General features: G+C 70.1%; 19 protein-coding genes. 11 read left to right on the forward strand and 8 right to left on the reverse strand.

Annotation, left to right across the window (positions count from 1 at the left end; genetic code table 11):
• Positions 1–212: 212 nt before the first annotated feature.
• Positions 213–1,673 carry an NAD-dependent malic enzyme gene (locus tag WH85_RS10280; RefSeq protein ID WP_045741520.1) on the reverse strand — a complete coding sequence of 487 codons (1,461 nt, stop codon included), beginning with the start codon at positions 1,671–1,673 and terminating at the stop codon, positions 213–215.
• A 152-nt stretch (positions 1,674–1,825) separates the two neighbouring features.
• On the opposite strand from WH85_RS10280, the gene hflX reads away from it, so the two are divergent.
• Positions 1,826–3,238 (forward strand): GTPase HflX, encoded by a 1,413-nt coding sequence (gene hflX / locus WH85_RS10285; protein ID WP_045741521.1) that lies wholly within the window; start codon positions 1,826–1,828, stop codon positions 3,236–3,238.
• Between the two features lie 92 nt (positions 3,239–3,330).
• A complete protein-coding gene (locus WH85_RS10290) occupies positions 3,331–5,160 on the forward strand; it encodes a hypothetical protein (RefSeq protein ID WP_045741560.1) in 1,830 nt (609 codons plus the stop codon).
• 60 nt (positions 5,161–5,220) lie between these two features.
• Here the strand turns inward: WH85_RS10290 and lexA are convergent, their stop codons facing one another.
• Positions 5,221–6,006: a transcriptional repressor LexA gene (gene lexA / locus WH85_RS10295; RefSeq protein WP_245673878.1), complete on the reverse strand. Its 786-nt coding sequence runs from the start codon at positions 6,004–6,006 to the stop codon at positions 5,221–5,223.
• A 743-nt stretch (positions 6,007–6,749) separates the two neighbouring features.
• Between lexA and nrdR the strand changes: the two genes are divergently transcribed.
• The 4 genes from nrdR (at position 6,750) to WH85_RS10315 (ending at position 11,852) form a co-directional block, all read left to right on the forward strand.
• A complete protein-coding gene (gene nrdR / locus WH85_RS10300) occupies positions 6,750–7,277 on the forward strand; it encodes a transcriptional regulator NrdR (RefSeq protein WP_045741523.1) in 528 nt (175 codons plus the stop codon).
• A gap of 56 nt (positions 7,278–7,333) precedes the next feature.
• A complete protein-coding gene (locus WH85_RS10305) occupies positions 7,334–10,252 on the forward strand; it encodes a vitamin B12-dependent ribonucleotide reductase (RefSeq protein WP_045741524.1) in 2,919 nt (972 codons plus the stop codon).
• Between the two features lie 230 nt (positions 10,253–10,482).
• Complete coding sequence (locus WH85_RS10310; protein WP_045741525.1) at positions 10,483–11,181, forward strand: HAD family hydrolase; 699 nt, start codon at positions 10,483–10,485, stop codon at positions 11,179–11,181.
• Complete coding sequence (locus WH85_RS10315) at positions 11,178–11,852, forward strand: response regulator (protein ID WP_045741526.1); 675 nt, start codon at positions 11,178–11,180, stop codon at positions 11,850–11,852. The genes WH85_RS10310 and WH85_RS10315 overlap by 4 nt, the downstream gene beginning before the upstream one ends.
• Here WH85_RS10315 and WH85_RS10320 read toward each other — a convergent pair.
• Both WH85_RS10320 and WH85_RS46845 read right to left on the reverse strand, forming a co-directional pair.
• Positions 11,807–12,325, reverse strand: a complete 519-nt coding sequence (locus tag WH85_RS10320) for a Shedu immune nuclease family protein (protein ID WP_052720283.1) — start codon at positions 12,323–12,325, stop codon at positions 11,807–11,809. The genes WH85_RS10315 and WH85_RS10320 overlap by 46 nt on opposite strands.
• A gap of 56 nt (positions 12,326–12,381) precedes the next feature.
• Entirely contained in the window at positions 12,382–12,891 is a 510-nt protein-coding gene (locus tag WH85_RS46845; RefSeq protein ID WP_052720284.1) for a hypothetical protein, read from the reverse strand.
• Positions 12,892–13,065: 174 nt separating this feature from the next.
• Here WH85_RS46845 and WH85_RS10330 point away from each other — a divergent pair, with 174 nt between their 5' ends.
• Positions 13,066–14,259: an MFS transporter gene (locus WH85_RS10330; protein ID WP_045741527.1), complete on the forward strand. Its 1,194-nt coding sequence runs from the start codon at positions 13,066–13,068 to the stop codon at positions 14,257–14,259.
• Between the two features lie 247 nt (positions 14,260–14,506).
• On the opposite strand, the gene WH85_RS10335 is transcribed toward WH85_RS10330, so the two are convergent.
• A complete protein-coding gene (locus WH85_RS10335; protein WP_045741528.1) occupies positions 14,507–15,409 on the reverse strand; it encodes an alpha/beta fold hydrolase in 903 nt (300 codons plus the stop codon).
• Positions 15,406–16,104, reverse strand: coding sequence for a DNA-binding protein (locus tag WH85_RS52210; protein ID WP_063775480.1), 699 nt, complete (start codon positions 16,102–16,104; stop codon positions 15,406–15,408). The genes WH85_RS10335 and WH85_RS52210 overlap by 4 nt, the downstream gene beginning before the upstream one ends.
• A 53-nt stretch (positions 16,105–16,157) precedes the next feature.
• Between WH85_RS52210 and WH85_RS10345 the strand changes: the two genes are divergently transcribed.
• Positions 16,158–16,397, forward strand: coding sequence for a DUF5522 domain-containing protein (locus WH85_RS10345; RefSeq protein WP_045741529.1), 240 nt, complete (start codon positions 16,158–16,160; stop codon positions 16,395–16,397).
• Positions 16,398–16,459: 62 nt separating this feature from the next.
• On the forward strand, positions 16,460–17,011 hold the full coding sequence (locus WH85_RS10350; RefSeq protein ID WP_052720285.1) for a hypothetical protein: 552 nt from the start codon (positions 16,460–16,462) through the stop codon (positions 17,009–17,011).
• Positions 17,012–17,256: 245 nt separating this feature from the next.
• Here the strand turns inward: WH85_RS10350 and WH85_RS10355 are convergent, their stop codons facing one another.
• A complete protein-coding gene (locus WH85_RS10355) occupies positions 17,257–17,940 on the reverse strand; it encodes an iron-dependent transcriptional repressor DtxR (protein WP_045741530.1) in 684 nt (227 codons plus the stop codon).
• A gap of 153 nt (positions 17,941–18,093) precedes the next feature.
• Here WH85_RS10355 and WH85_RS10360 point away from each other — a divergent pair, with 153 nt between their 5' ends.
• Entirely contained in the window at positions 18,094–19,275 is a 1,182-nt protein-coding gene (locus WH85_RS10360) for an acetoin utilization protein AcuC (protein ID WP_045741531.1), read from the forward strand.
• Positions 19,276–19,336: 61 nt separating this feature from the next.
• Positions 19,337–21,892 carry a bifunctional acetate--CoA ligase family protein/GNAT family N-acetyltransferase gene (locus WH85_RS10365; RefSeq protein WP_157410915.1) on the forward strand — a complete coding sequence of 852 codons (2,556 nt, stop codon included), beginning with the start codon at positions 19,337–19,339 and terminating at the stop codon, positions 21,890–21,892.
• A gap of 40 nt (positions 21,893–21,932) precedes the next feature.
• Here the strand turns inward: WH85_RS10365 and WH85_RS10370 are convergent.
• On the reverse strand, positions 21,933–22,509 hold a 577-nt coding region (locus tag WH85_RS10370; RefSeq protein ID WP_045741532.1), incomplete at its 5' end, for a sigma-70 family RNA polymerase sigma factor.

Raw genomic sequence — 22,509 nt, forward strand, 5'->3', positions numbered from 1 at the left:
GTGGGGGTGACCACTCACGCAGGTCGCCCCGGAGGGCTTCGCGATCTGGACGCGTCAGCGGCCAGCGAAGCTCTCCGGGGCCCTCGGCGGGAGCGACGGTCTGCACCACCCACCCCGCTACGACATCGGTTGTCCGATTTTGACCTTGAAGCCGTGGACGATCTTGAAGTCTTGGACGACCTCGTGGGCCTGGACGACCGGGAAGGCCGGTTCTAGAAGATGCCTTCCGGCGCCTGGTCGAGCTCGGACTCCGGGGTGGCGGCCGGGTTCACGGGTGCCGGCACCCCCTTGACCACCGCGCGGATGGCCGCGGCGACCGCCGGGGTGACGCGCGCGTCGAACACGCTGGGGATGATCACGGTGGGGTTGAGCTTGTCCTCGCCCACCACGTCGGCGATGGCGCGGGCCGCGGCCAGGGCCATCTCCTCGGTGAACTCCTCGGCGCTGACGTCGAGCATGCCGCGGAAGACGCCGGGGAACGCCAGCACGTTGTTGATCTGGTTGGGCTGGTCGGAGCGGCCGGTGGCGACGACGGCGGCGTGTTTGCGGGCCTCGCGCGGGTCGACCTCGGGGTCCGGGTTGGCCATCGCGAAGACGATCGACTTCTCGGCCATCCTGGCGATGTCGTCGCCGGTCAGCAGGTTCGGGGCGGAGACGCCGATGAAGACGTCCGCGCCGACGATCGCGCCGGGCAGGTCACCCGAGTAGTTGGCCTTGTTGGTGTGGTCGGCGAGCCACTGCATGGCCTCGTTGAGACCGTCCATGCCGCGGTGCAGCGCGCCCGCCCGGTCGTAGGCGATGATGTCGCCGACACCCTGGCGGAGCAGCAGTTTCATGATGGCGGTGCCGGCCGCGCCGGCTCCGGAGACGACGACCTTGACGTCCTCCATGCGCTTGCCCACGACCCGCAGCGCGTTGGTGAGCGCGGCCAGCACGCAGATCGCGGTGCCGTGCTGGTCGTCGTGGAAGACCGGGATGTCCAGCTGTTCGCGGAGCCGCGCCTCGATCTCGAAGCAGCGGGGCGCCGCGATGTCCTCCAGGTTGATGCCGCCGTAGGCCGGTGCGATGGCCTTGACGATCTTGACGATCTCGTCGGTGTCCTGGGTGTCCAGGACCACCGGCCAGGCGTCGACGCCGCCGAAGCGCTTGAACAGGGCGGCCTTGCCCTCCATCACCGGCATCGCGGCGGCCGGTCCGATATTGCCCAGGCCCAGGACGGCCGAGCCGTCGCTGACCACGGCCACGGTGTTGCGCTTGATGGTCAGGCGGCGGGCGTCGGCCGGGTTCTCCGCGATGGCCATGCAGACCCGGGCCACACCGGGGGTGTACGCCATCGAGAGCTCGTCACGGTTGCGCAGCGCGACCTTGGAGCTGACCTCGATCTTGCCGCCGAGGTGCAGCAGGAAGGTCCGGTCGGACACCTTGCGGACGTCCACACCGTCCTGCGACTCCAGCTGCTTGACGACCTGATCGGCGTGCGCGGCGTCGGCGGTGTCGCAGGTCAGGTCGACCAGGACGCGCGTCGGGTCGGAGTCGACCACGTCGAGCGCGGTGACGATGGCGCCGGCCTCGCCGACGCACGTGGTGAGCCGTCCGATGGATGATGCGTCCGCGGTAACGGCGATGCGAATCGTGATCGAGAATCCTGCGCTGGGCAGGCGGGTGGTCACCACGGTGGTCCCTCCGACGTTGGTGGGTGAGTCACCCGCATTGTCGCTCTTGCGGAATAGTCGATTCCCCGGCGGTGGTTACTTGTGAGTCAGCCACTGTTATGTGGATGCGCTCGCCCGCGTGGCATGTCACGATCGGGCGTAGGAGGTCACTTTTGCGAAACACGTACCAGACACCCGTCCTTGACGAGCCGGATCTCACCTCCGGCGATCTCGAGCTCGAGGAGCGGCACTCGCTCAGGCGGGTGGCCGGTCTCTCCACCGAGCTGACCGACATCACCGAGGTCGAATACCGCCAGTTGCGACTCGAGAGGGTCGTGCTGGTCGGGGTGTGGACCGAGGGCAGTGTCACCGAAGCCGAGAATTCACTCACCGAGCTGGCCGCGCTGGCCGAGACCGCCGGTTCCGAGGTCCTCGAGGGCCTGATCCAGCGGCGCAAGCAGCCCGACCCGGCCACCTTCATCGGCCGGGGCAAGGTCGACGAGTTGCGTGACGTGGTCGTCTCCACCGGCGCCGACACCGTCATCTGCGACGGCGAGCTCTCCCCGTCCCAGCTGCGCAAGCTGGAGGAGGAGGTCAAGGTCAAGGTGGTCGACCGGACCGCCCTGATCCTCGACATCTTCGCCCAGCACGCCAAGAGCCGCGAGGGCAAGGCCCAGGTCGAGCTGGCCCAGCTGCAATACCTGCTTCCCCGTCTCCGCGGCTGGGGTGCGACCCTGTCGCGCCAGACCGGTGGAGCCGGTGGTGGCGGCAACGGCGGCGGCGTGGGCCTGCGTGGTCCCGGCGAGACGAAGCTGGAGATCGACCGCCGGCGGATCAACACGCGCATCGCGAAACTCCGGCGCGAGATCAAGGCCATGAAGACGGTACGCGAGACCAAACGGTCCCGCCGTACCGCGAGCGGTGTCCCCGCCGTGGCCATCGCCGGTTACACCAACGCGGGCAAGTCCAGCCTGCTCAACCGCCTCACGAGTGCGGGTGTGCTGGTCGAGGACGCGCTGTTCGCCACCCTCGACCCGACCACCCGGCGCACCGCAGCCGAGGACGGGCGGGTCTTCACCCTGTCCGACACGGTGGGGTTCGTCCGGCATCTTCCGCACCAGATCGTCGAGGCGTTCCGCTCGACGCTCGAGGAGGTGGCCGAGGCCGACCTGGTGGTGCACGTCCTGGACGGCGCCCACCCGGACCCGGAGGGCCAGGTCAGCGCGGTTCGTGAGGTGCTCGGCGAGGTCGGGGCCGACCGGATCCCCGAGCTCCTGGTGGTCAACAAGTGCGATGCGGCCGACGAGGAGACGATCCTGCGGCTCAAACGGACATGGCCGGATGCCGTGTTCGTCTCGGCCCGCTCCGGGTTCGGCATCGACGAGCTGCACAAGGCCGTCGCCGACCGGCTCCCACGGCCGGCGGTCGACCTGCGGGTCCTGCTTCCGTACGACCGGGGTGACCTGGTGGCCCGGGTGCACCGGTCCGGTCAGGTGCTGCAGTCGCGTCACCTGGACGACGGAACGGAGCTACACGTACGGGTGGATGAGCAACTCGCGGCTGAACTTTCCGCGTATCACTGTTGAAAGCTGCTGTTGAAACCGACTTCACGGGCAGACCCGTCAGCGTTGATCCACGCGTAATACCTTTGGGCGACGCCGCATGCGACACTGTGCGGATGCGGCGTCTCGTGTGCTCGATCATCGTGGGTCTGGGCTTGGTGATGGTCGGTTCCTCCAGCGCGTCAGCGGACGATCCGACCCCGGCGCCGACCGTCAGCGCCAAGTCGACTCCGGGCAAGAAGATCTGCGAGATCGACGACAAGGACCTCGACGAGGTGTCCGGTCTGCTGGTCACCAAGACCGGTTTCGTCGCGATCAACGACAGTGCCGACGTCGACGCCAAGAAGAAGGTCTTCTTCCTCGACAAGGACTGCAAGGTCGAGAAAGAGGTCGACTACAGCGGCTCCGGCCCCCGCGACACCGAAGACATGATCCTGTCGCCGGACGGCGAGACGATCTGGATCGCCGACATCGGTGACAACAACGCCCGCAACGGCGGGGAGACCCGCTCGACCGTCGGCCTGTGGAAGATGGCGGCCGACGGCAAGGCGGAGCCCAAGCTGTTCCGGATGACCTACCCGGACGGCGACAAGCACGACGCCGAGGCACTGCTGCTCGACGGGGACGGCCTTCCGCTGGTCGTGACCAAGGAGATCGGCGCGGCGGCCGGCGTCTACAAGCCGACGGCGGCGCTGAAGGCGGGCGAGTCCGGCGTGCCGATGAAGCGGGTCGCCGAGATCAAGCTCTCCGCCACCGAGACCGAGGGCAACGCCCTGGCCCGGATCGGCAACAAGACCATCACCGGCGGCGCGGTCGCCCCCGGCGGTGCCAAGGTCGTGCTCCGGACGTACACCGACGCGCTCGAGTGGGATGTGGCGGACGGCAACGTGGTGGCGGCGCTGACGAAGGTGCCGCGGACCACGGGCCTGCCGAACGAGCCCTTCGGTGAGGCGATCGCGTACGGCACGGACGGCAAGACGTTCTACACCGTCTCCGACATGAACGGTAAGACCGACGAGGTCAAGAACTACATCCGGCAGTACACCCCGGCGACCACCGTCGCGGAGAAGTCGAAGAAGTCCGCGGACGACGCGGCCAACGCCTCGTGGTACTCCGATCTCACCCTCGACGACATCACCTACATGGTGGGCGGTGTCGGTGCGCTCGGCCTGATCCTGGTCGGCATCGGTGTCTTCGGCATCATGCGGTTCCGCAAGTCGCCGCAGTCCCGGGTGGCCGCCGAGGCCGACGCGGCGCCCAGCGGTGGCATCAACACCGTCGACCCGGAGACCGAGCTGATCGGGGTGGGCGGTGTGCCGCAGCGGCACATGGCGGCCAACGCCGCCGGTGGCGGTGGCGGTGGCGGGCCGGTCTACGGCGCCAAGTCCGGGCCGCCGGCCGGGGCGGGTGCCGGTGCCCCGCCGCGGGGCAACGCGGCGTACAGCGGTGGTGGAGCTCCCCAGCAGCAGCCCCGGGGTCCGCAGGGACCACGCGGCCCGCAGCCTCAGCAGGGTCGCCCGCAGCAGGGTGGCGGTCCGAAGGGCCCGCAGCAGGGTCGTCCGGCGCAGCCCGCCCAGCAGCAGCCCGGTCGCCCGCAGCAGCCGGGTCCGGCCCGTGGCGGCCAGCAGCAACCACCGCCTCCGCGGGGTCCGCAGCCCGGTCGCGGCCCGCAGCCTCAGCAGGGTCGCCCCCAGCAGGGTGGTCGTCCGCCGCAGGGCGGCGCACCGCAGGGTGGCCGTCCGCAGCAGCAGCCGGGTCGTGGGCCCGGTCCTCAGCAGGGGCAGCAGCCCGGCGTCTACGGCGGCGGTCCCGGCCCGCAGCAGGGCGGCGGTCGTCCGCCGCAGGGGCAGCAGGGCGGCCGTGGTCCCGGTCCGCAGGGTCAGCGCCCGCCGCAGGGCGGTGGTGGCCGGCCTCCGCAGGGACGCCCGCCGCAGAACGGCCGCTGAGTCAGTCGTGCAGAAAGGGCCGGGGTCGCTGGATTTCCAGCGACCCCGGCCCTTTCTCTGTCACACGCGGCGCAGCACCGCCACGACACGACCCATGATGGTGGCGTCGTCACCCGGGATCGGGTCGAACGCCGGGTTCGCCGGCATCAGCCACACGTGCCCGTCGCGCTGCCGGTAGCTCTTCACCGTCGCCTCACCGTCGATCATCGCGGCGACGATGTCACCGGCCTCGGCGTTGGGCTGCTGCCGGACGACCACCCAGTCGCCGTTGCAGATCGCCGCGTCGATCATCGAGTCGCCCTTGACCTCGAGCATGAAGACCTCGCCCTCGCCGACGAGTTCGCGCGGCAGCGGGAAGAAGTCCTCCACGGCCTGTTCGGCCAGGATCGGGCCACCGGCGGCGATCCGGCCGACCAGCGGCACGTACGCCGGCTGGGGGCGGGCGGCCCGCAGCGCCTCGTCGTCCACCATCTCGGCGGGCGCACGGACGTCCACCGCCCGCGGCCGGTTCGGGTCGCGGCGCAGGTAGCCCTTGGTCTCCAGCGCCTTCAGCTGGTAGGCCACGCTCGACGGCGACACCAGGCCGACGGCCTCGCCGATCTCCCGGACACTCGGCGGGTATCCGTAGCGTTCCACCCAGTCCCGGATGAACTCCAGGATGCGGCGCTGCCGGACGGTCAGGTCGGTGGCGACGACCTCGGGCACGTGGCCGACCGGTGTCACCGACCGCAGCTGGGGGGCGTCGGCACCGCGGGAGCGGCTCGGCGTCCGGCGACGCGCGGCGGGGGCGCCGGCCTCGGGCTTCCTGGACTGTTGCTGTTGACTCGTGCGGTCGTCGGTCGACACGTCCGCCCTCCCTGTCGGCCAGTGCCTCGTCGGCACGTGAAGCATCGCGGAGCCGGACGGAACGCCGTGGGGATGGCGTACTTCCGGCTGACCCCTCTTGACGGAAAACCGTAATCGGCAGGTCCGACATATTCAAACATCTGTACGAGATTCTCCCGGCGTGTCGTACGGCAACGCTCGACTTCCGTACCCCTGTTCTGATAGACCCTCGTACGGGCGTTCTATAGAACGCGTGTCCTAGAAGGGGGATCGTCATGGTGGTCAGTGGTGTGCGACACGCCGAGCCTCCCTTGCGGCTCACGCGGCGTGGCCGGGTCGTGCTCCTGGGTGTCTTCTTCCTGATGTCGCTGCTGGCGAGTGTCGTCTTGTTCACCACCGCTTCGCAGGCCTGACTTGCGCTGTTCCGATGTCCCGAGTTGATCATCGGATGGGTACGTTGTCCGATTCCCCGGCGCGTCGCGCGGCCCTCGCCGGACGCGACGCGTGATGGTGACATCACCCCAGGTGGTGAGGTGCAAAATACGGCGCGTCGGCATGCAAGTGAACTTGCGTCGGTGTCCGCCGGGGCCTAGCGTCTACCCCAACATCTAGTGGCTACACGGATGTAAGTCATCCACAGGTTGGGGTTACTCCACCTCGGGTTATCCACAAGCCGTTCACAGCGGTGCACTGGTCTGGACCAGCGCGGCGCTGCGTTTCGGCGTGTCCGGATCCCGATCACGGGGGTTCCGGAGGGGGAAACGGTGCGCTGTCCGTACTGCCGACACGCCGATTCGCGCGTCGTCGACTCACGAGAGGCCGACGACGGTCAACTGATCCGTCGCCGCCGATCGTGCCCCGAGTGCGGCAAGCGGTTCACGACCGTCGAGGAGGCGGTTCTCGCGGTCGTCAAGCGCAGTGGCGTCACCGAACCCTTCAGCCGGACGAAGATCATGAGTGGTGTCCGCAAGGCCTGTCAGGGCCGGCCCGTCGACGACGACTCCCTCGCGCTGCTCGCGCAGCGGGTGGAAGAGGCCGTCCGGGCCCGCGGCGCCGCCGAGATCCCCAGCCACGAGGTGGGCCTCGCGATCCTCACGCCGCTGCGTGAGCTGGATCAGGTGGCCTACCTGCGCTTCGCCAGCGTCTACAAGTCGTTCGACTCTCTCGACGAATTCGAGAACGAGATCGCTGCGCTGCGCGAGGCACGAGAAGCGCCGGCCGTCAGGGAAACCGGGACGCGACATGCTGTCGCGCCGCGGTCCGGCGCCCGCGCACCCAAGCTCAACGGCTGATCACAGCCGAATTCAAGCGACACTGTCCGCGTTTCTACCAGGGGGAGCACATCCATATGGCCGGAGACGGCATCACTGCGGGTCGCCAGCGCAACCGTGCGAGCGGGAGCACCGGCGCAGCGGCCGGTGGGCTGCGCGTGGAGCGGGTCTGGACGACTGAGGGTGTCCACCCGTACGACGAGGTGGAGTGGGAACGCCGCGACGTCGTCATGACGAACTGGCGCGACGGCTCGATCAACTTCGAGCAGCGGGGCGTCGAGTTCCCGGCGTTCTGGAGTGTCAACGCCGCGAACATCGTCACGACCAAGTACTTCCGTGGCGCGGTCGGCGCCACCGAGCGCGAGCAGTCGCTCAAGCAGCTCATCGACCGCGTCGTGAAGACCTACCGCCGGGCCGGCGAGGAGCACGGGTACTTCGCGACCGCCGCCGACGCGGAACTGTTCGACCACGAGCTCACCTGGATGCTGCTGCACCAGGTGTTCAGCTTCAACTCGCCGGTCTGGTTCAACGTCGGCACCAAGTCTCCGCAGCAGGTCAGCGCCTGCTTCATCCTCTCGGTCGACGACTCGATGGACTCCATCCTCGAGTGGTACAAGGAGGAGGGGCTGATCTTCAAGGGCGGCTCCGGCTCGGGTGTGAACCTGTCCCGGATCCGGTCGTCCAAGGAACTGCTGTCCTCCGGTGGCACCGCCAGCGGCCCGGTCAGCTTCATGCGCGGCGCGGACGCCAGCGCGGGCACCATCAAGTCCGGCGGCGCCACCCGGCGTGCCGCGAAGATGGTCATCCTCGACGTCGACCACCCCGACATCGAGGAGTTCGTCTCGACGAAGGCGCGCGAGGAAGACAAGATCCGCGCGCTGCGGGACGCCGGCTTCGACATGGACCTGGGCGGCGCCGACATCGTCAGCGTGCAGTACCAGAACGCCAACAACTCGGTCCGCGTCAGCGACGAGTTCATGCGGGCCTACGAGGCCGGCACCGAGTTCGGCCTGCGCAGCCGGATGGACGGCGAGGTCATCGAGACCATCGACGCCAGGAAGCTGTTCCGTGGCATCGCCCAGGCCGCCTGGGAGTGCGCCGACCCCGGCCTGCAGTACGACGACACGATCAACGACTGGCACACCAACCCCGAGACGGGCCGGATCACCGCGTCCAACCCCTGCTCGGAGTACATGTCGCTGGACGACTCGTCCTGCAACCTGGCCTCGCTCAACCTGATGAAGTTCCTCAAGTCCGACGGTGGCTTCGAGGTCGAGAAGTTCGTCAAGAGCGTCGAGTTCATCATCACCGCGATGGACATCTCGATCTGCTTCGCCGACTTCCCGACCGAGAAGATCGGTGTCACCACCCGGGCCTACCGCCAGCTCGGCATCGGGTACGCCAACATCGGCGCCCTGCTGATGGCGTCCGGCCTGCCGTACGACTCCGACGGTGGCCGCAGCGTCGCCGCCGCGATCACCTCGCTGATGAACAGCACGGCCTACCGGCGTTCCGCCGAACTGGCCGGCGTCGTCGGGGCGTACGACGGTTACGCCCGTAACGCCGACGCGCACCAGCGGGTCATGCGCAAGCACGCCGCCGCCAACGACGAGCTCCGCCCGCAGGGCAAGGTCGCCACCGAGATCGTCCGTGAGGCGACCCGGCAGTGGCAGTCCGGCAACAAGATCGGCGCGAAGAACGGCTGGCGCAACGCGCAGGCCTCGGTCCTCGCCCCGACCGGCACCATCGGCCTGATGATGGACTGCGACACCACCGGCATCGAGCCCGACCTGGCTCTGGTCAAGTTCAAGAAGCTGGTCGGCGGCGGTTCCATGCAGATCGTCAACCAGACGGTTCCGCGTGCCCTGCGCAGCCTCGGCTACCTCGAGGAGCAGGTCGAGGCGATCGTCGAGCACATCTCCGAGCACGGCAACGTGATCGACGCCCCCGGTCTCAAGCTCGAGCACTACGCGGTCTTCGACTGCGCCATGGGCGAGCGGGCCATCGCGCCGATCGGCCACGTGCGGATGATGGCGGCCGTCCAGCCGTTCATCTCCGGCGCGATCTCGAAGACGGTCAACATGCCGGAGACGGCGACCGTCGAGGAGATCGAGGAGATCCACTACCAGGGGTGGAAGCTGGGCCTCAAGGCGCTGGCGATCTACCGCGACAACTGCAAGGTGGGCCAGCCGCTCTCCGCCGCCAAGTCGAGCAAGGCCACCGCGCCCGCGCCCGCCACGGCCGAGGAGAAGGCGGTCGAGAAGGCGGTCGAGAAGATCGTCGAGAAGGTCATCGAGTACCGCCCGGTCCGCAAGCGCCTGCCGAAGAAGCGTCAGTCGGAGACGGTGTCGTTCTCGGTCGGCGGCGCCAAGGGATACCTCACCTCGTCGTCCTACCCGGACGACCGCCTCGGCGAGGTCTTCCTCAAGATGTCGAAGCAGGGTTCCACCCTGGCCGGCGTGATGGACGCCTTCTCGGTCGCCATCTCGATAGGCCTCCAGTACGGCGTCCCGCTGGAGACGTACGTCGCCAAGTTCACCAACATGCGCTTCGAGCCGGCCGGTATGACCGACGACCCGGACGTGCGCATGGCGTCGTCGCTGATGGACTACATCTTCCGTCGTCTGGCGCTGGACTTCCTGCCGTACGAGACCCGCGCCGAGCTGGGCATCTTCACCGCCCAGGAGCGGACCGCCCAGGCGCAGGCCGAAGCGGCGGCCGAGGCCGCCGCGGAGGAGATGGCCACCCAGGCCGCCGCCACGTCGGTGCCGACCACCCCGTCCGGGGCGAACGGTGTCACCGTGGCCGAGGCCAAGGCGGCGTCGGAGAAGGAAGCCCCGGTCGTCATCTCCGCGGGTTCCTCGACCGAGCTCTTCGAGATCGTCACCGGTCAGTCCGCGGACGCGCCGCTCTGCTTCACCTGCGGCACCAAGATGCGCCGGGCCGGCAGCTGCTACGTGTGTGAGGGCTGCGGCTCGACCTCCGGCTGCAGCTGAGGCTGACCTCTCTGCATAGAGAGGCTGACCTCTCTGCATAGAGAGCGACAGCGAGATGCCTCCCACCCGGTGACGGGTGGGAGGCATTTTTCGATGACTGTGGTCGCCACTGATCCGGGACGGGCGCCGGGGCGGTCGGCGGGGCAACGGCCGACGGTTCCACCGTCTGGCCCGACAGGGCGTTCACCGGCTTTCCGGGAGCGACCGGTCCCGGGAAGTTAGGCTGCGGCATGCTCACCGACTTCGCACCCGCACCGATCAGGGGAGTCATCTTCGACTTCCACGCCACACTGGTCGGGGGTGGCGACTCCGGCCGGTGGATCGACGCCGCCGTCCGCCATCTGGTGGACGGCGGGGGCGCGAAACCCGACCTCGGCGCCGACCAGCTCGCGGGTCTCCGGGAGCATCTCGACCGGATCTGGCAGCACGCGCACGGGATCGACCCGGCCAGCGAACGGGACCTCAGCCACGACCGGCACCGGGACGTCTTCACCCGGGCCGTCGCCCTGTTCCCCGGGATCACCCCCGATCTCATCACTTCGCTGTACGCCGTGATGCCGGACCAGTGGCTCCCCTTCGACGACGTGCTCCCGGTCCTGCGGGAGTTGCGGTCGCGGGGCATCCGGGTCGTGGTGCTGTCCAACATCGGGCTGGACATCCGGCCCCTGCTCGACCGGGCCGGCGTGAGCGGCCTGGTCGACGGTGTGGTGCTGTCCTTCGAGGTGGGACTGGTGAAGCCGGATCCAGCGATCTTCGGCCGTGCGCTGGAGCTGCTGGGCGTACCCGGTGATCAGACCTTGATGGTCGGCGACAGCCCGCGGGACGATGTCGGCGGAGTGCCGTTGAGGATCCGGACGTTGATCCTGCCGCCGACCGGCGGCCCGGTGCACGGGCTGAGCGCCGTCCTGCAGATGGTCGGGGCCCGATGATCCGTGTGCTGGTCGTCGACGACCAGCCGATGATCCGCGCGGGCATCCAGGCGATCCTGAACTCGCAGGAGGACCTGTCCGTCGTCGGTGAGGCGGCCGACGGCCGGGCTGCGATCGAGCGCTGCCGGTCCCTGCGGCCGGACGTGGTCCTGATGGACGTCCGCATGCCGGTGCTCGACGGTCTGGCCGCCACCCGCGAGTTGCTCGGCACCCGGCAGGAGCACGTGCCGAAGGTGCTGATGCTGACCACTTTCGACATCGACGACTACGTGTACGCGGCGCTGCGGGCCGGCGCCTCCGGTTTCCTGCTGAAGGACAGCGAGCCGGAGGAGCTGATGCGGGCGGTCCGCGTGGTGGCGGACAGCGAGGCCCTGCTGTCGCCGCGGATCACCCGCCGGCTGATCGAGAACTTCGTCGACTCGCAGCCGGCGCCGCTCACCGCGAGCACCGCCCTCAACGCGCTGACCGACCGGGAACGGGAGGTGCTGCGGCACATGGCGATGGGGATGAGCAACGCCGAGATCGCCACGGCGTTGTACGTGGCCGAGCAGACCGTCAAGACACACGTCAGCCGGATCCTGAACAAACTCGGTCTGCGGGACCGGGTGCACGCCGTCGTGTTCGGTTACGAGAACGGCCTGGTCGTCCCGGGCCGGCCGGAGAAGGCCTGATCCAGCAGCTGCCGATAGGTGACCACCCGGATCCGGGCCAGGTGACTGTTGAACGACCGTAACGCCCGGTGCACCACCTCCGCGCCGGGCGCCGGGAATCCGATCAGGACGGTCGCGGTGATCCAGGTGTCGTCGTCCCACGGCGGATGGAGTTCGTCGACCCCGGTGAGGTAGTCGGTCACCTGCGACACCGCACGGTGCACGTGCTCGGTGACGATCGTCCGGCCGCGGCGTTCGACGACCACCGGCACGGCGGCGCGGCGGGGTACCACCACGTGCCGCGTACCGTCCGGCAGCAGCAGCGGGATGTCGTGGCAGGCGCCGGTGACCAGCCGGCGCGTCGCGGTCATCGGGTGGTACGTGCCACCCAGCACCCAGAGATTCCGCTGCAGCACCACCTGCAGGTCGCGTTCGGTGCTGCGCGGGTCGGCGACGGCGGCCTCGAGGTCCGCCGGAAGCGTCGGCATGCGCATGTGTCGATCGTCGGGCCCGTGCGGCCGGGCCGACCGACTGCGGGTGCGATTCCGCGTCAGGATCTGTGCGGGACGGACCGGAGCCAGGCCCCGAACTCGACCGCGTCCCGTACCCCGTGCTCCAGCACCGCCGTGTAGATGTCGAACCCGCTCACTTCGCCGGGATACTCCGGGCGCTGGTGCCAGAGCGTCTTGATCGCGAGGATCGCCTGCCGTTCCTCCTCGGTCAGCCGCCCGGCGAGTTCCCGGTGCCATGCGCCGGCAGCCGCGTGATCGTCGTGCAGCCAGACCGACACGTCCACCCGCCACTCACCGACGGTGAGCGTGATGTGGTGCCGCTCGTCGCGTTCCTTGCCGGTGGGTGACCGTTCACCACGCTCGTCGGAGTAGGCGAAACCGGTCAGCCCGGGGATCCCGACCGCGCGGCCGAGGAGGGCGACGACGTCATCCGGTCCGTACTGCGGGCCGCCGTGCATCATGACGTCGAGGTCCCGCCACACCATCAGCCCGGAGACGAAACTGCCGGTCGGCTCCACCGGGCCCAGCGGCTCCAGCGATGCGAGCACGGAACGTGCCTCTGCCTGCAGCTCTTCTGGCCGGCCCATCTCGCTCCCCTTCGGTCGTCGCCCCGTCCCCGGATGCCATCGACGGATGTGGCCGTTCCGGATCCGGCTCCCCACCATGATCCACCAGGTTGCGCGTCGCCGACACGAACCGATCCGGCGCGGTAGGTTGATGCTGTGGCCAGCCTCGATGTCGACCAGCCGCGCCTGCTCGTCGCCCGCAACGCCGTCGGGGCCGCCTTCGCGATGAACGGCCTGGCCTACGCCGGCTGGCTGTCCCGGGCGCCCGCCGCCCGCGAGGGTTTGGAGATCTCCGCGGCCGGGTTCGGCCTGTTGCTGCTCTGCATGTCCGCGTCGGCGGTCGCCGCGATCCCGCTGGCCGGCCCGCTCGTCCAGCGTCTCGGCCCGGCCCGCTCGGTGATGCTCGGGTGCGCGTCGGTGGTCACCGGCCTGACCGTGCTGGCCACCGGTGTCCTGCTCGGTTCGCCGGTGGTGGCGGGCGCCGGCCTGCTCTTCGCCGGCATGGGCACCAGCACGTGGGACGTCGCGATGAACGTCGAGGGCGCCGACGTGGAACGCCGCCTCGGCCGCACGCTCATGCCCCGTTTCCACGCCGGGTTCAGTCTCGGCACGGTCGCCGGCGCGGCCATCGGTGCCGGCGCCGCCGCGACCGGCCTGCCACTCTGGGGGCAGCTCTACGCCACGTCCGCCCTCACCGCCGCGATCATGGTGTTCGCGGTCCGCCGCCTCCTGCCGCACGTCCGGCCGGAACCGGGCGAGGAACGCGGCATGACCGTCGCCCAGGCCTGGCGCGAACCACGGACCATCCTGATCGGACTGGTCATGCTCGGTTTCGGTTTCACCGAGGGTGTCGCCAACGACTGGCTCGCCATCGGCCTCGTCGACGGTTACGCGGCGAGCGACACGGTCGGCGCGGTCGGCTTCGGCGTCTTCGTCACCGCGATGACCCTGGCCCGCCTCTTCGGCGGCCACGCCATCGAACGCTGGGGGCGCGTCCCCATCCTCCGCGCCACCGCCCTGACAGCCCTGGCGGGACTCCTCCTGGTCGTCTTCGGCGGTTCACCGGTGGTGGCCCTGGCGGGCGCCCTGCTGTGGGGTGTGGGCGCCGCCCTGGGCTTCCCGGTCGGCATGAGCGCGGCCGCCGACGACCCGGCCCGGGCCGCCATCCGCGTCTCGGTGGCGGGCTCCGTCGGCTACGGCGCCTTCCTGGCCGGCCCGCCCCTGATCGGCTTCGCCGCCGAACACTTCGGCATCCTGCCGTCCCTGCTGTGCGTGCTGGGTGCTTTGGCCATCGGCTTGGGCGCGTCGGGCGCCGCACACCCCCTCGAACCTTCCCGGGGTACGCCGTGAAGCACGCCCGCCGCCACCCGCCCCGCCACCTCCCACGGTCCGCCTGACGCCTTACCGGCCCGCGTGGTGCTTCCTCCCGGCCGCCGCGCGACATGTCCCGTGCGGGTTTGATCCAGCGACGTTCGCCCGGTTTCGCGCTGATCGGCAGGGTTTCCGCATCGACCTGACTCTCCTCTGTGGGCGCGCTTCGTCCCGTACAAGATGATGTGTCGGGTCTGGTCCGTCGGTCATCGTGCGGTGCGGACGGTCAGCGGTGCTCGGTCAGGAAACCGGTGATCACGGCGGCGAGAGCGGTCGGCTGCTCGATGACCATGGCATGTGAGGCGTCCGCCAGGGAGAGGTAGCGCAGGTTCGGCGCGGCTTTCGCCTGCTCGACCAGGAAACGGCGGTGCGCCGCGTAGAGCTCGGCGAACGGCTCCTGCTCCGGCAGATCCCGGGTCGGCAGCACGACCAGTTCGGGGCAGGTGGTCGCCGCGTAGACCGGGGTCAGATCGAGCGCGTTCATCAACGCCCGCAGCTGGCTCGTGGTGGCGGCGGTCGGGCGTAGCGACGTCTCACCGTTCTGGTGGGCGAGACCACGGCGGAAGCCCTCGACCCACACCTTCTCGTTGGCGCCCATGTCGCGGGCCGCCATCTGCTGCCGCTCGACCAGGTCGGGCAACTGCTCGGCCGGAATGACCTGACCGGCGGACGCCTCGATCGCGTCGAACACCGCGTGCAGCCGGGCCAGTTCCGCCTCGGCCTTCTCCGGGTCCAGGCCGGACAGATGGAGGGCCCGGGTGGGCGGCGGGTTGCCGTCGAGGCTGACGATGCCGGGCGACTCGGGGTGCCGCTCGCCCCACAGCGCGGCCAGCATGCCACCGAGCGAATGGCCGACCACAGCCGGGCGCTCCAACTCGAGCTGCACACAGACCGCCGCCAGGTCCCCGAGGGCTGCATCCCAGGTCCACTGGCCGTCCCCGGAACGCCCGTGCCCCCGCAGATCCACGGTGACCACCCGGTGGTCCGGACGTAACGCCCGAGCCAACGTGGTCATGTGAGCCAGGTTTCCGCCCGCCCCGTGCAGCAGAAGCAGAGGCGGCGCCTCACCCCCGAAGTCCCGAACAGCGAGCGGCAGATCGCCGGCGTCGATAAGGCGGTCGTTGATCATAAAGAGTCCCTTGTGGAAGTAGGTGCTGCCGAGCCCGATTCGGTCGAGCCCGGGCCGGCGGAACTTGAGGCGTTCGAGGCCGGGGTGGCAGGGGCCGCAACGTCTGGAACCGGGCCGGCTTGGACCGGGCCGGTTTGGACCGGGCCGGTTTGGGCCGGGCCGGTTTGGGCCGGGCCGGTTTGGGCCGGGCCGGTTTGGGCCGGGCCGGTTTGGGCCGGATCGGCTTGGACCGGATCGGCTTGGACCGGATCGGGCGCGGGCGGGCCGCGCAGCCGGTCGCGGATGGCGGCGACCGGGACGCCCCCGTCCGGATGGCGGGGCAGGCGGCCCCGCCGCACCAGGTCGTGCACGCCCTGGCGGCTGATGCCGAGCATCGCGCCGGCCGTCGCCAACGACACCGACTCGGTGTAGGGGTGGCCGATCGTGCGGACCACGGCTTGGCCGAGCGGCGCCCGCCACCAGTCGACGTCCGGCGCGAAGGGCTGATCGCCGGAGTAGAGCGTGGCCATCAGTCTCACGATCGTGCGGACCGATCCGGCGTTGCCGTGCTCGATGCTCTCGGCCCAGCGCTCGGTCTCATGAGTCAGGCGTTGCCGCAGCCCGGCGACGGCCTCGTCGTCCTCCAGCAGGATCTCGAGGGGGTCGAGCAGGCGCACCTCGATCAGGTGGAGGAGGTGGTCGCCGAGGTCGCTCACCCACCCATCCTTCCGCTACTTGACATGCCACGTCAAGTAGTAAGGTTCGGCTCGTGAAGCGTCTTCCGCTGGCGCCGCGCGCCCTGACCGAGCCGCATCCGAGCCGTCTTTCGGCCGGCCATCCCCGGCGGCCGGAGATCCTGGCGGCCCATGCGGCGGCACTGGACGGTGGGCAGGCGGGCTACCTCGATCCGGATTCCGGACTTTTCGTGTTGAGCGCCGGGTTCCTGGCCGACCGCGGCACCTGCTGCGAACGTGGTTGCCGTCACTGTCCGTACATCGATGACCAGTGAAACGAGTCTTTCGCTCGGGCCTGCGGGTTAGTACCGTGTGCCCGACCCGGGAGGATCATCCAGTGCGTACGAGTCTCGCCGTCCTCGGCGCCCTCGCCCTGTTCGCCGTGTCCGGTTGCAGCGTGCGCGAGGAGAGCGCCTCCGCAGCCCTGCCCCCGGTCGAGGTGGTCGTGCCACCCGCGGCGTCGGCCGGTGGCGCCTGCATCCTCTGGGACTGGGGTTTCATCGAGGAGAAGATCGGCGTCCGGTTCTCGGTGGCGGCGGCCGACCAGATCGACGACACGTCCACCTGTGTGGTGCAGAACGTCGAGGCGTGGCCCGACCTGGCACTCTCGGTCGTCGAGACCACGAAGGCCGACGCCGACCTGTTCCTGGCCGAGCGGATGCCGGCCAAGGCGACGAAGCTCAAGGGCCTGGGCAAGGCCGGGTACCGGCTCAACACCAAGGCCGGCGGCGGCCACGGTCCGATCGTCGAGATCGGCTGGTTGAGTGAGGCCAAGCAGCTGCAGACGTTGCGCTTCACCTTCGCCAAGGGCGCCAAGGCGGACGCCGTCACCGCCATGAACAAGAAGCTGCTGGTCCTGGCGAAGGCGATGTCCACGACCGACGGCTGACCCGGCCGGCGGAGAAGCGGCCCGACGGCTGACCCGGTCGGGCGAAGAGGCCCGACGGCTGACCCGGCAGGGGGAGAAGCGGATCGACGGCTGACCCCGGGTGGGCCACGGCCGGCTACCCGCTGACTCGCGCCACCGCGGAACACATCCGTCGGGAGAACCGGCGGACTGGGGAACGACAGACGCCACCGTCCCGCAGCAGCGGAACCGGTGGCGTCAGCGTCGGAAAGCCGAGGGCGAGGACCTCAGCGAGCGGCCACGAACACCCGCGAAGCCACCTCACGCGGCAACCGGATCTTGTCGCCCGAGCGGTCTATGGTCACCCCGTCGCGCTCCTGGGCCACCGTCACCGTCGTCCCCGGGTCGATCCCGGCCGCGTGCAGCTGGCGCAGCACGTCGGCGTTGGTCTGCACGCTCTCGCAGATCCGCCGGACCACCACGCTGCCGGACAGCCCGGGGAAGGCGAGGTTGCGCTCTCCGTGCAGCAGCGACTCGGCGGTCTCGTCCGGGGCGCCGAGCTGGTCCAGCCCCGGGATGGGGTTGCCGTACGGCGAGCGGGTCGGCTTGTTGAGCAGTTCGTAGACGCGCTTCTCCACGGCGTCGCTCATCACGTGCTCCCAGCGGCAGGCCTCCTCGTGGGCCTCCTCGTAGGGCATGCCGATGACGTTGACCAGCAGCAGTTCGGCGAGACGGTGTTTGCGCATGACCGCGACGGCGGCGCTGCGGCCCAGCTCGGTGAGGACGAGATGACGGTCGCCCTCGACGGTGAGGAGCCCGTCGCGCTCCATGCGGGCGACGGTCTGGCTCACGGTGGGACCGCTCTGGCGCAGGCGCTCGGCGATCCGGGCGCGGAGAGCGGGGATGCCCTCTTCCTCGAGCTCGAGGATGGTCTTCAGATACATCTCGGTGGTATCGACGAGATCGTTCATGATACGGCCCTCCCAGCAGCGATAATACCTCGTCACCGGGGGTTCGCTTCCGCCCCGAGCAAGTGGCATACGACCCTACCCGACCCAAAACAAGTGTGCTAACGACACATGCTCCCCCGTCCGAGGGATGGGCCGCGTGGCAGCATGTCCCGCATGGCGGATGACGCGACTGCTGTGGTGTGGGACAGTGCGCTGCTCGATTACGACATGGGTGATCATCCGCTGGATCCGGTGCGGGTGGAACTGACCATGGTCCTGGCTCGCGAGCTGGGTGTCCTGGATCGTCCCGGTATTCAGATGATCACTCCGCGTCCGGCGAGTGAGATCGATCTCACCAGGGTGCACCGCGAAGACTACCTCGAGGCGGTGCGGCTGGCACCGATCGATCCGTTCTTCACCGGATGGGGGTTGAACACCCCGGACAATCCGGTCTTCGAGGGGATGCACGAGGCGTCGGCGCGGATCTGTGGGGCGACCATCGCGGCAGCCGAGGCGGTCTGGACCGGTGCGGCCCGCCGCGCGGTGAACGTGTCCGGCGGCCTGCATCACGCGATGCCGGCCCGGGCCGCCGGTTTCTGCGTCTACAACGATCCGGCGGTTGCCATCGCCTGGCTGCTGGAACATGGTGCCGAGCGGGTGGCGTACGTGGATGTGGACGTGCACCACGGTGACGGCGTGCAGACCGCGTTTTGGAACGACCCGCGGGTGCTCACGGTCAGCCTGCACGAGAGTCCGCTCGCGCTCTTCCCCGGGACCGGGTTCGCCGACGAGACCGGTGGCCCGAAGGCGGAGGGCACCGCGGTGAACGTGCCGCTTCCCCCGGACACCGGCGACGCCGGCTGGCTGCGCGCCTTCCACGCGATCGTGCCGTCGGTGGTGCGCGCGTTCGCCCCGGAGATCATCGTCAGCCAGTGCGGCGCCGACGCGCATCTGCTGGACCCGCTCGCCGACCTGCGGTTGTCGGTCGACGGTCAGCGCGCGGCGTACATCGCCATCCGGCAGCTCGCGGACGAGGTCTGCGACGGGCGCTGGGTGGCCACCGGCGGCGGCGGGTACGCCCTCGTCGAGGTCGTCCCGCGGGCCTGGACGCACCTGCTCGCGGTGGCCAGCGGCGACCCGATCGCCCCGTCGACGCCGACGCCTGCGAGGTGGCGGACCCTCGCGGCGACGCGGCGTCCGGGCACTAGGATTCCGGAGACGATGACGGACGGCACCGAGCCGGTGATCGAGCACTGGTCGCCGGGCGACACCGACCCGATCGACCGGGCGATCCAGGCCACCCGCCTGTCGGTCTTCCCCCTGCACGGCCTGGACCCGCACGACCCCCGGGACTGAGTCACGGCACCGCGGAGAAGAGCACGAAGAGCGCAGAAGACGCAGCGAAGCGTCGAAGGAGGTGGGCGCGGTGAAGCGCAGCGCCGACGTGCTGCTCGCTGATGGCAGCACCGTGCACCTGCGGCAGATCCGTCCCGAGGACGCACCGGCCATCGTGGAGTTCCACTCCCGGATGAGCGACCGCACCCGCTACCTCAGGTACTTCTCGCCCTATCCGCGCATTCCGGAACGCGATCTGCTGCGTTTCGTCAATGTGGATCACCGGGACCGCGAGGCGTTCGTGACCGTCTCGGACGGCCGGATCACCTCGGTCGGCCGTTACGAGCGGCTCGGCTGGGATTCCCCGGAGGCCGAGGTCGCCTTCGTCGTCGAGGACGCGCATCAGGGCCGGGGCATCGGTTCGGTGCTGCTGGAACATCTGGCCGAGGCGGCCCGGGAGTGCGGCCTCACCCGCTTCGTCGCCGAGGTGCTCCCGGAGAACAGCGGCATGCTGCGGGTCTTCGGCGACTCCGGCTACCAGGTGCATCGACGGTACGCGGACGGTGTGGTGCATCTGAGTTTCCCGATCGCCCCGACCGAGCGGTCGCGGGAGGTGCAGGAGTCGCGGGAGCATCTGACCGAGGCCCGTTCGATCGCCCGGCTGCTGTCGCCGCGGGGTGTCGCCGTCTACGGCGCGAGCGCGAGTGGTCAGGGTGTCGGCGCGGCGATGCTCGGCAATCTGCGGGACGGCGGCTACACCGGCGAGCTCGTGCCGGTGCATCCCGCCGCGGACCGGGTCGCCGGGCTCACGGCGTACCGGAGGGCGGCGGATGCCGGAGTGGCGATCGACCTTGCCCTGATCGCCGTGCCCGCCCCCGCAGTGGCGGAGGCCGTGGCCGATGCCGCGCGTGCCGGGGCCGGTGGTGTCGTGATCGGTTCGGCCGGGTTCGCCGAGGTCGGTCCGGAGGGCGCGGCCCGGCAGCGGGATCTGATCGAGGCCGCGCACGTGCTGGGTCTGCGGGTGATCGGCCCGAGCAGTTTCGGGATCGCCAACACCGATCCGGAGGTGCGTCTCAACGTCACCATGGCGCCGCGTCTGCCGTCGGCGGGGCGGGTCGGTTTCTTCGCGCAGAGCGGCGCGCTCGGGGTGGCGCTGCTGGCCGAAGCCGATCGCCGGGGGCTGGGTCTGTCGAGTTTCGTCTCGGCCGGCAACCGGGCCGACGTGTCCGGAAACGATCTCCTGCAGTACTGGCAGGACGATCCCGGCACCGACGTGGTGCTGCTCTACCTGGAGAGTTTCGGCAATCCGCGGAAGTTCGCCCGGCTGGCCCGCCGGATGAGCCGGGTCAAGCCGGTGGTCGCGGTGGCCTCGGCGACCCGCCCGCCGGGTCTGGCCGGTGACATGCCGGGTCCGGACGTGCATGCGGTGACCGCGCTGTTCGCCCGGTCCGGCGTGATCCGGGTGGACACCGTGCAGGAGATGTTCGACGTCGGCATGCTGCTGGCGCATCAGCCGCTGCCGTCGGGGCGCCGGGTGGCGGTGGTGGGCAACTCGTCCGCGCTGGCCGAACTGGCGGTGGTCGCCTGCCGGGCGGCCGGCCTGGTGATCGCCACCGGCTATCCGCACGACATCAGTCCGCTGGCCAGCGCCCATGACCTGGCCGACGCGCTCGCTGACGCGGCGGTCGACGACGGGGTGGACGCGCTGGTGGTCGTCTATGCGCCGCCGGTTCCGGGTCAGTTGTCGGAGGAGGACACCGACTTCGCCACCGCGCTGGCCAGTGTCGCCCTGGCCGGGGAGAAGCCGACGGTGGCCACGGTCGTTTTCGGTCAGGTGCCGCCACGGGTGCCGGCCTACCCCTCGGTCGAGGAGGCGGTCCGCGCCCTGTCCCGGGTGGTGACCTACGCCGAGTGGCTCCGGCGCCCGCCCGGCGTGCTGCCGACCCTGTCCGATGTGGATCACGCCGCGGCCGAGAGGGCCGAGACCGCGATCGATCTGTTGGCCGCCTATCGCATCCCGGTCGTGCCGTCGACGCTCGTCGACGACGAGGACGGTGCGGTCACCGCGGCGGCCGAGCTGGGATATCCGGTCGCGCTCAAGGCGGCGGGCGGGGGGTTGCGGCACCGGATCGACCTCGGCGCGGTGCGCCTCGCCCTCAAGGACCCTTCCGGGGTACGCGCTGCCTACCGCGAACTGGTCCGCGACTTCGGTCCGGGCGTCCTGGTGCAGACCATGGTCGCGCCCGGGGTGGCCTGTGTGGCCGAGGTCGTCGAGGATCCGGCGTTCGGTCCGGTCGTCGGCTTCGGGCTGGGTGGCGTGGCCAGCGAGTTGCTCGGCGACCTGGCCTGGCGCGCGGCCCCGCTGACCGACCGGGCGGCCGAGGCGCTCGTCGACGAGCCGCGCGCGGCCCCGCTGCTGCACGGTTACCGCGGGTCCACCCCGGTCGACCGGGCGGCCCTGATCGACCTGCTGCTGCGGGTGGGGCAGATCGCGGACCGGCATCCGCGGGTCCGTTCGCTGATCCTCAACCCGGTGCTGATGCGGCCGGACGGCTTCTCCGTGCTGCACGCGGCCGTCGAGTTCGGCGACGCCGGCGTCCGCCCGGACACCGGCCCGCGCCGGCTGCGCAGCCCGTGAAAAAGCCCCCGGCTCACGACCGGGGGCTTTTCTACGAGGTTCAGGAGGCGTAGGCCTCGAGGCGGGAGGCCCGCTCCGGGTCGCGCAGCTTGAGCATCGTCACCTTCTCGATCTGGCGGATGCGCTCGCGGCTCAGACCGAACTCGCGGCCCACCTCGTCGAGGGTGCGCTGGCGGCCGTCGTCGAGGCCGAAGCGCAGCCGGATCACCGCGGACTCCCGCTCGGAGAGGGTGGCCAGCACGATCTCCACCTCGCTGCGCAGTTCGCCCTGCGAGGCGCCCTCGCCGGGCTGGCTCGGGCCGGCCGCGGCGACGAAGTCACCGAGGGCGCTCTCGCCGTCCTCACCGACCGCCTGGTCCAGGCTGACCGGCTCCCGGTCGTACGAGATGAGCTCGATGACCTGGAACTCCGGCACGTCCATCGCCTTGGCGATCTCGCTGATGCCGGGTTCGCGGCCGAGGGCGGCGGCCAGGTCGCGGCGGCAGCGGACCATCCGGTTGACCTGCTCGACCATGTGTACCGGGATGCGGATGGTGCGGGCCTGGTCGGCCATGGCGCGGGTGATGGCCTGGCGGATCCACCAGGTGGCGTACGTGGAGAACTTGTAGCCCTTGGTG

The sequence above is a fragment of the Actinoplanes rectilineatus genome (assembly GCF_000962825.1).
Lineage (GTDB): Bacteria > Actinomycetota > Actinomycetes > Mycobacteriales > Micromonosporaceae > Actinoplanes > Actinoplanes rectilineatus.

Bases quoted from the DNA above. Each gene is read 5' to 3' on its own strand.
- WH85_RS10355 (WP_045741530.1), bottom strand. From the start codon at position 17,940: ATGAACGATCTCGTCGATACCACCGAGATGTATCTGAAGACCATCCTC.
- WH85_RS10290 (WP_045741560.1), top strand. From the start codon at position 3,331: ATGCGGCGTCTCGTGTGCTCGATCATCGTGGGTCTGGGCTTGGTGATG.
- WH85_RS10360 (WP_045741531.1), top strand. From the start codon at position 18,094: ATGGCGGATGACGCGACTGCTGTGGTGTGGGACAGTGCGCTGCTCGAT.
- WH85_RS10315 (WP_045741526.1), top strand. From the start codon at position 11,178: ATGATCCGTGTGCTGGTCGTCGACGACCAGCCGATGATCCGCGCGGGC.
- WH85_RS10310 (WP_045741525.1), top strand. From the start codon at position 10,483: ATGCTCACCGACTTCGCACCCGCACCGATCAGGGGAGTCATCTTCGAC.
- WH85_RS10320 (WP_052720283.1), bottom strand. From the start codon at position 12,325: ATGCGCATGCCGACGCTTCCGGCGGACCTCGAGGCCGCCGTCGCCGAC.
- WH85_RS10305 (WP_045741524.1), top strand. From the start codon at position 7,334: ATGGCCGGAGACGGCATCACTGCGGGTCGCCAGCGCAACCGTGCGAGC.
- WH85_RS10335 (WP_045741528.1), bottom strand. From the start codon at position 15,409: ATGATCAACGACCGCCTTATCGACGCCGGCGATCTGCCGCTCGCTGTT.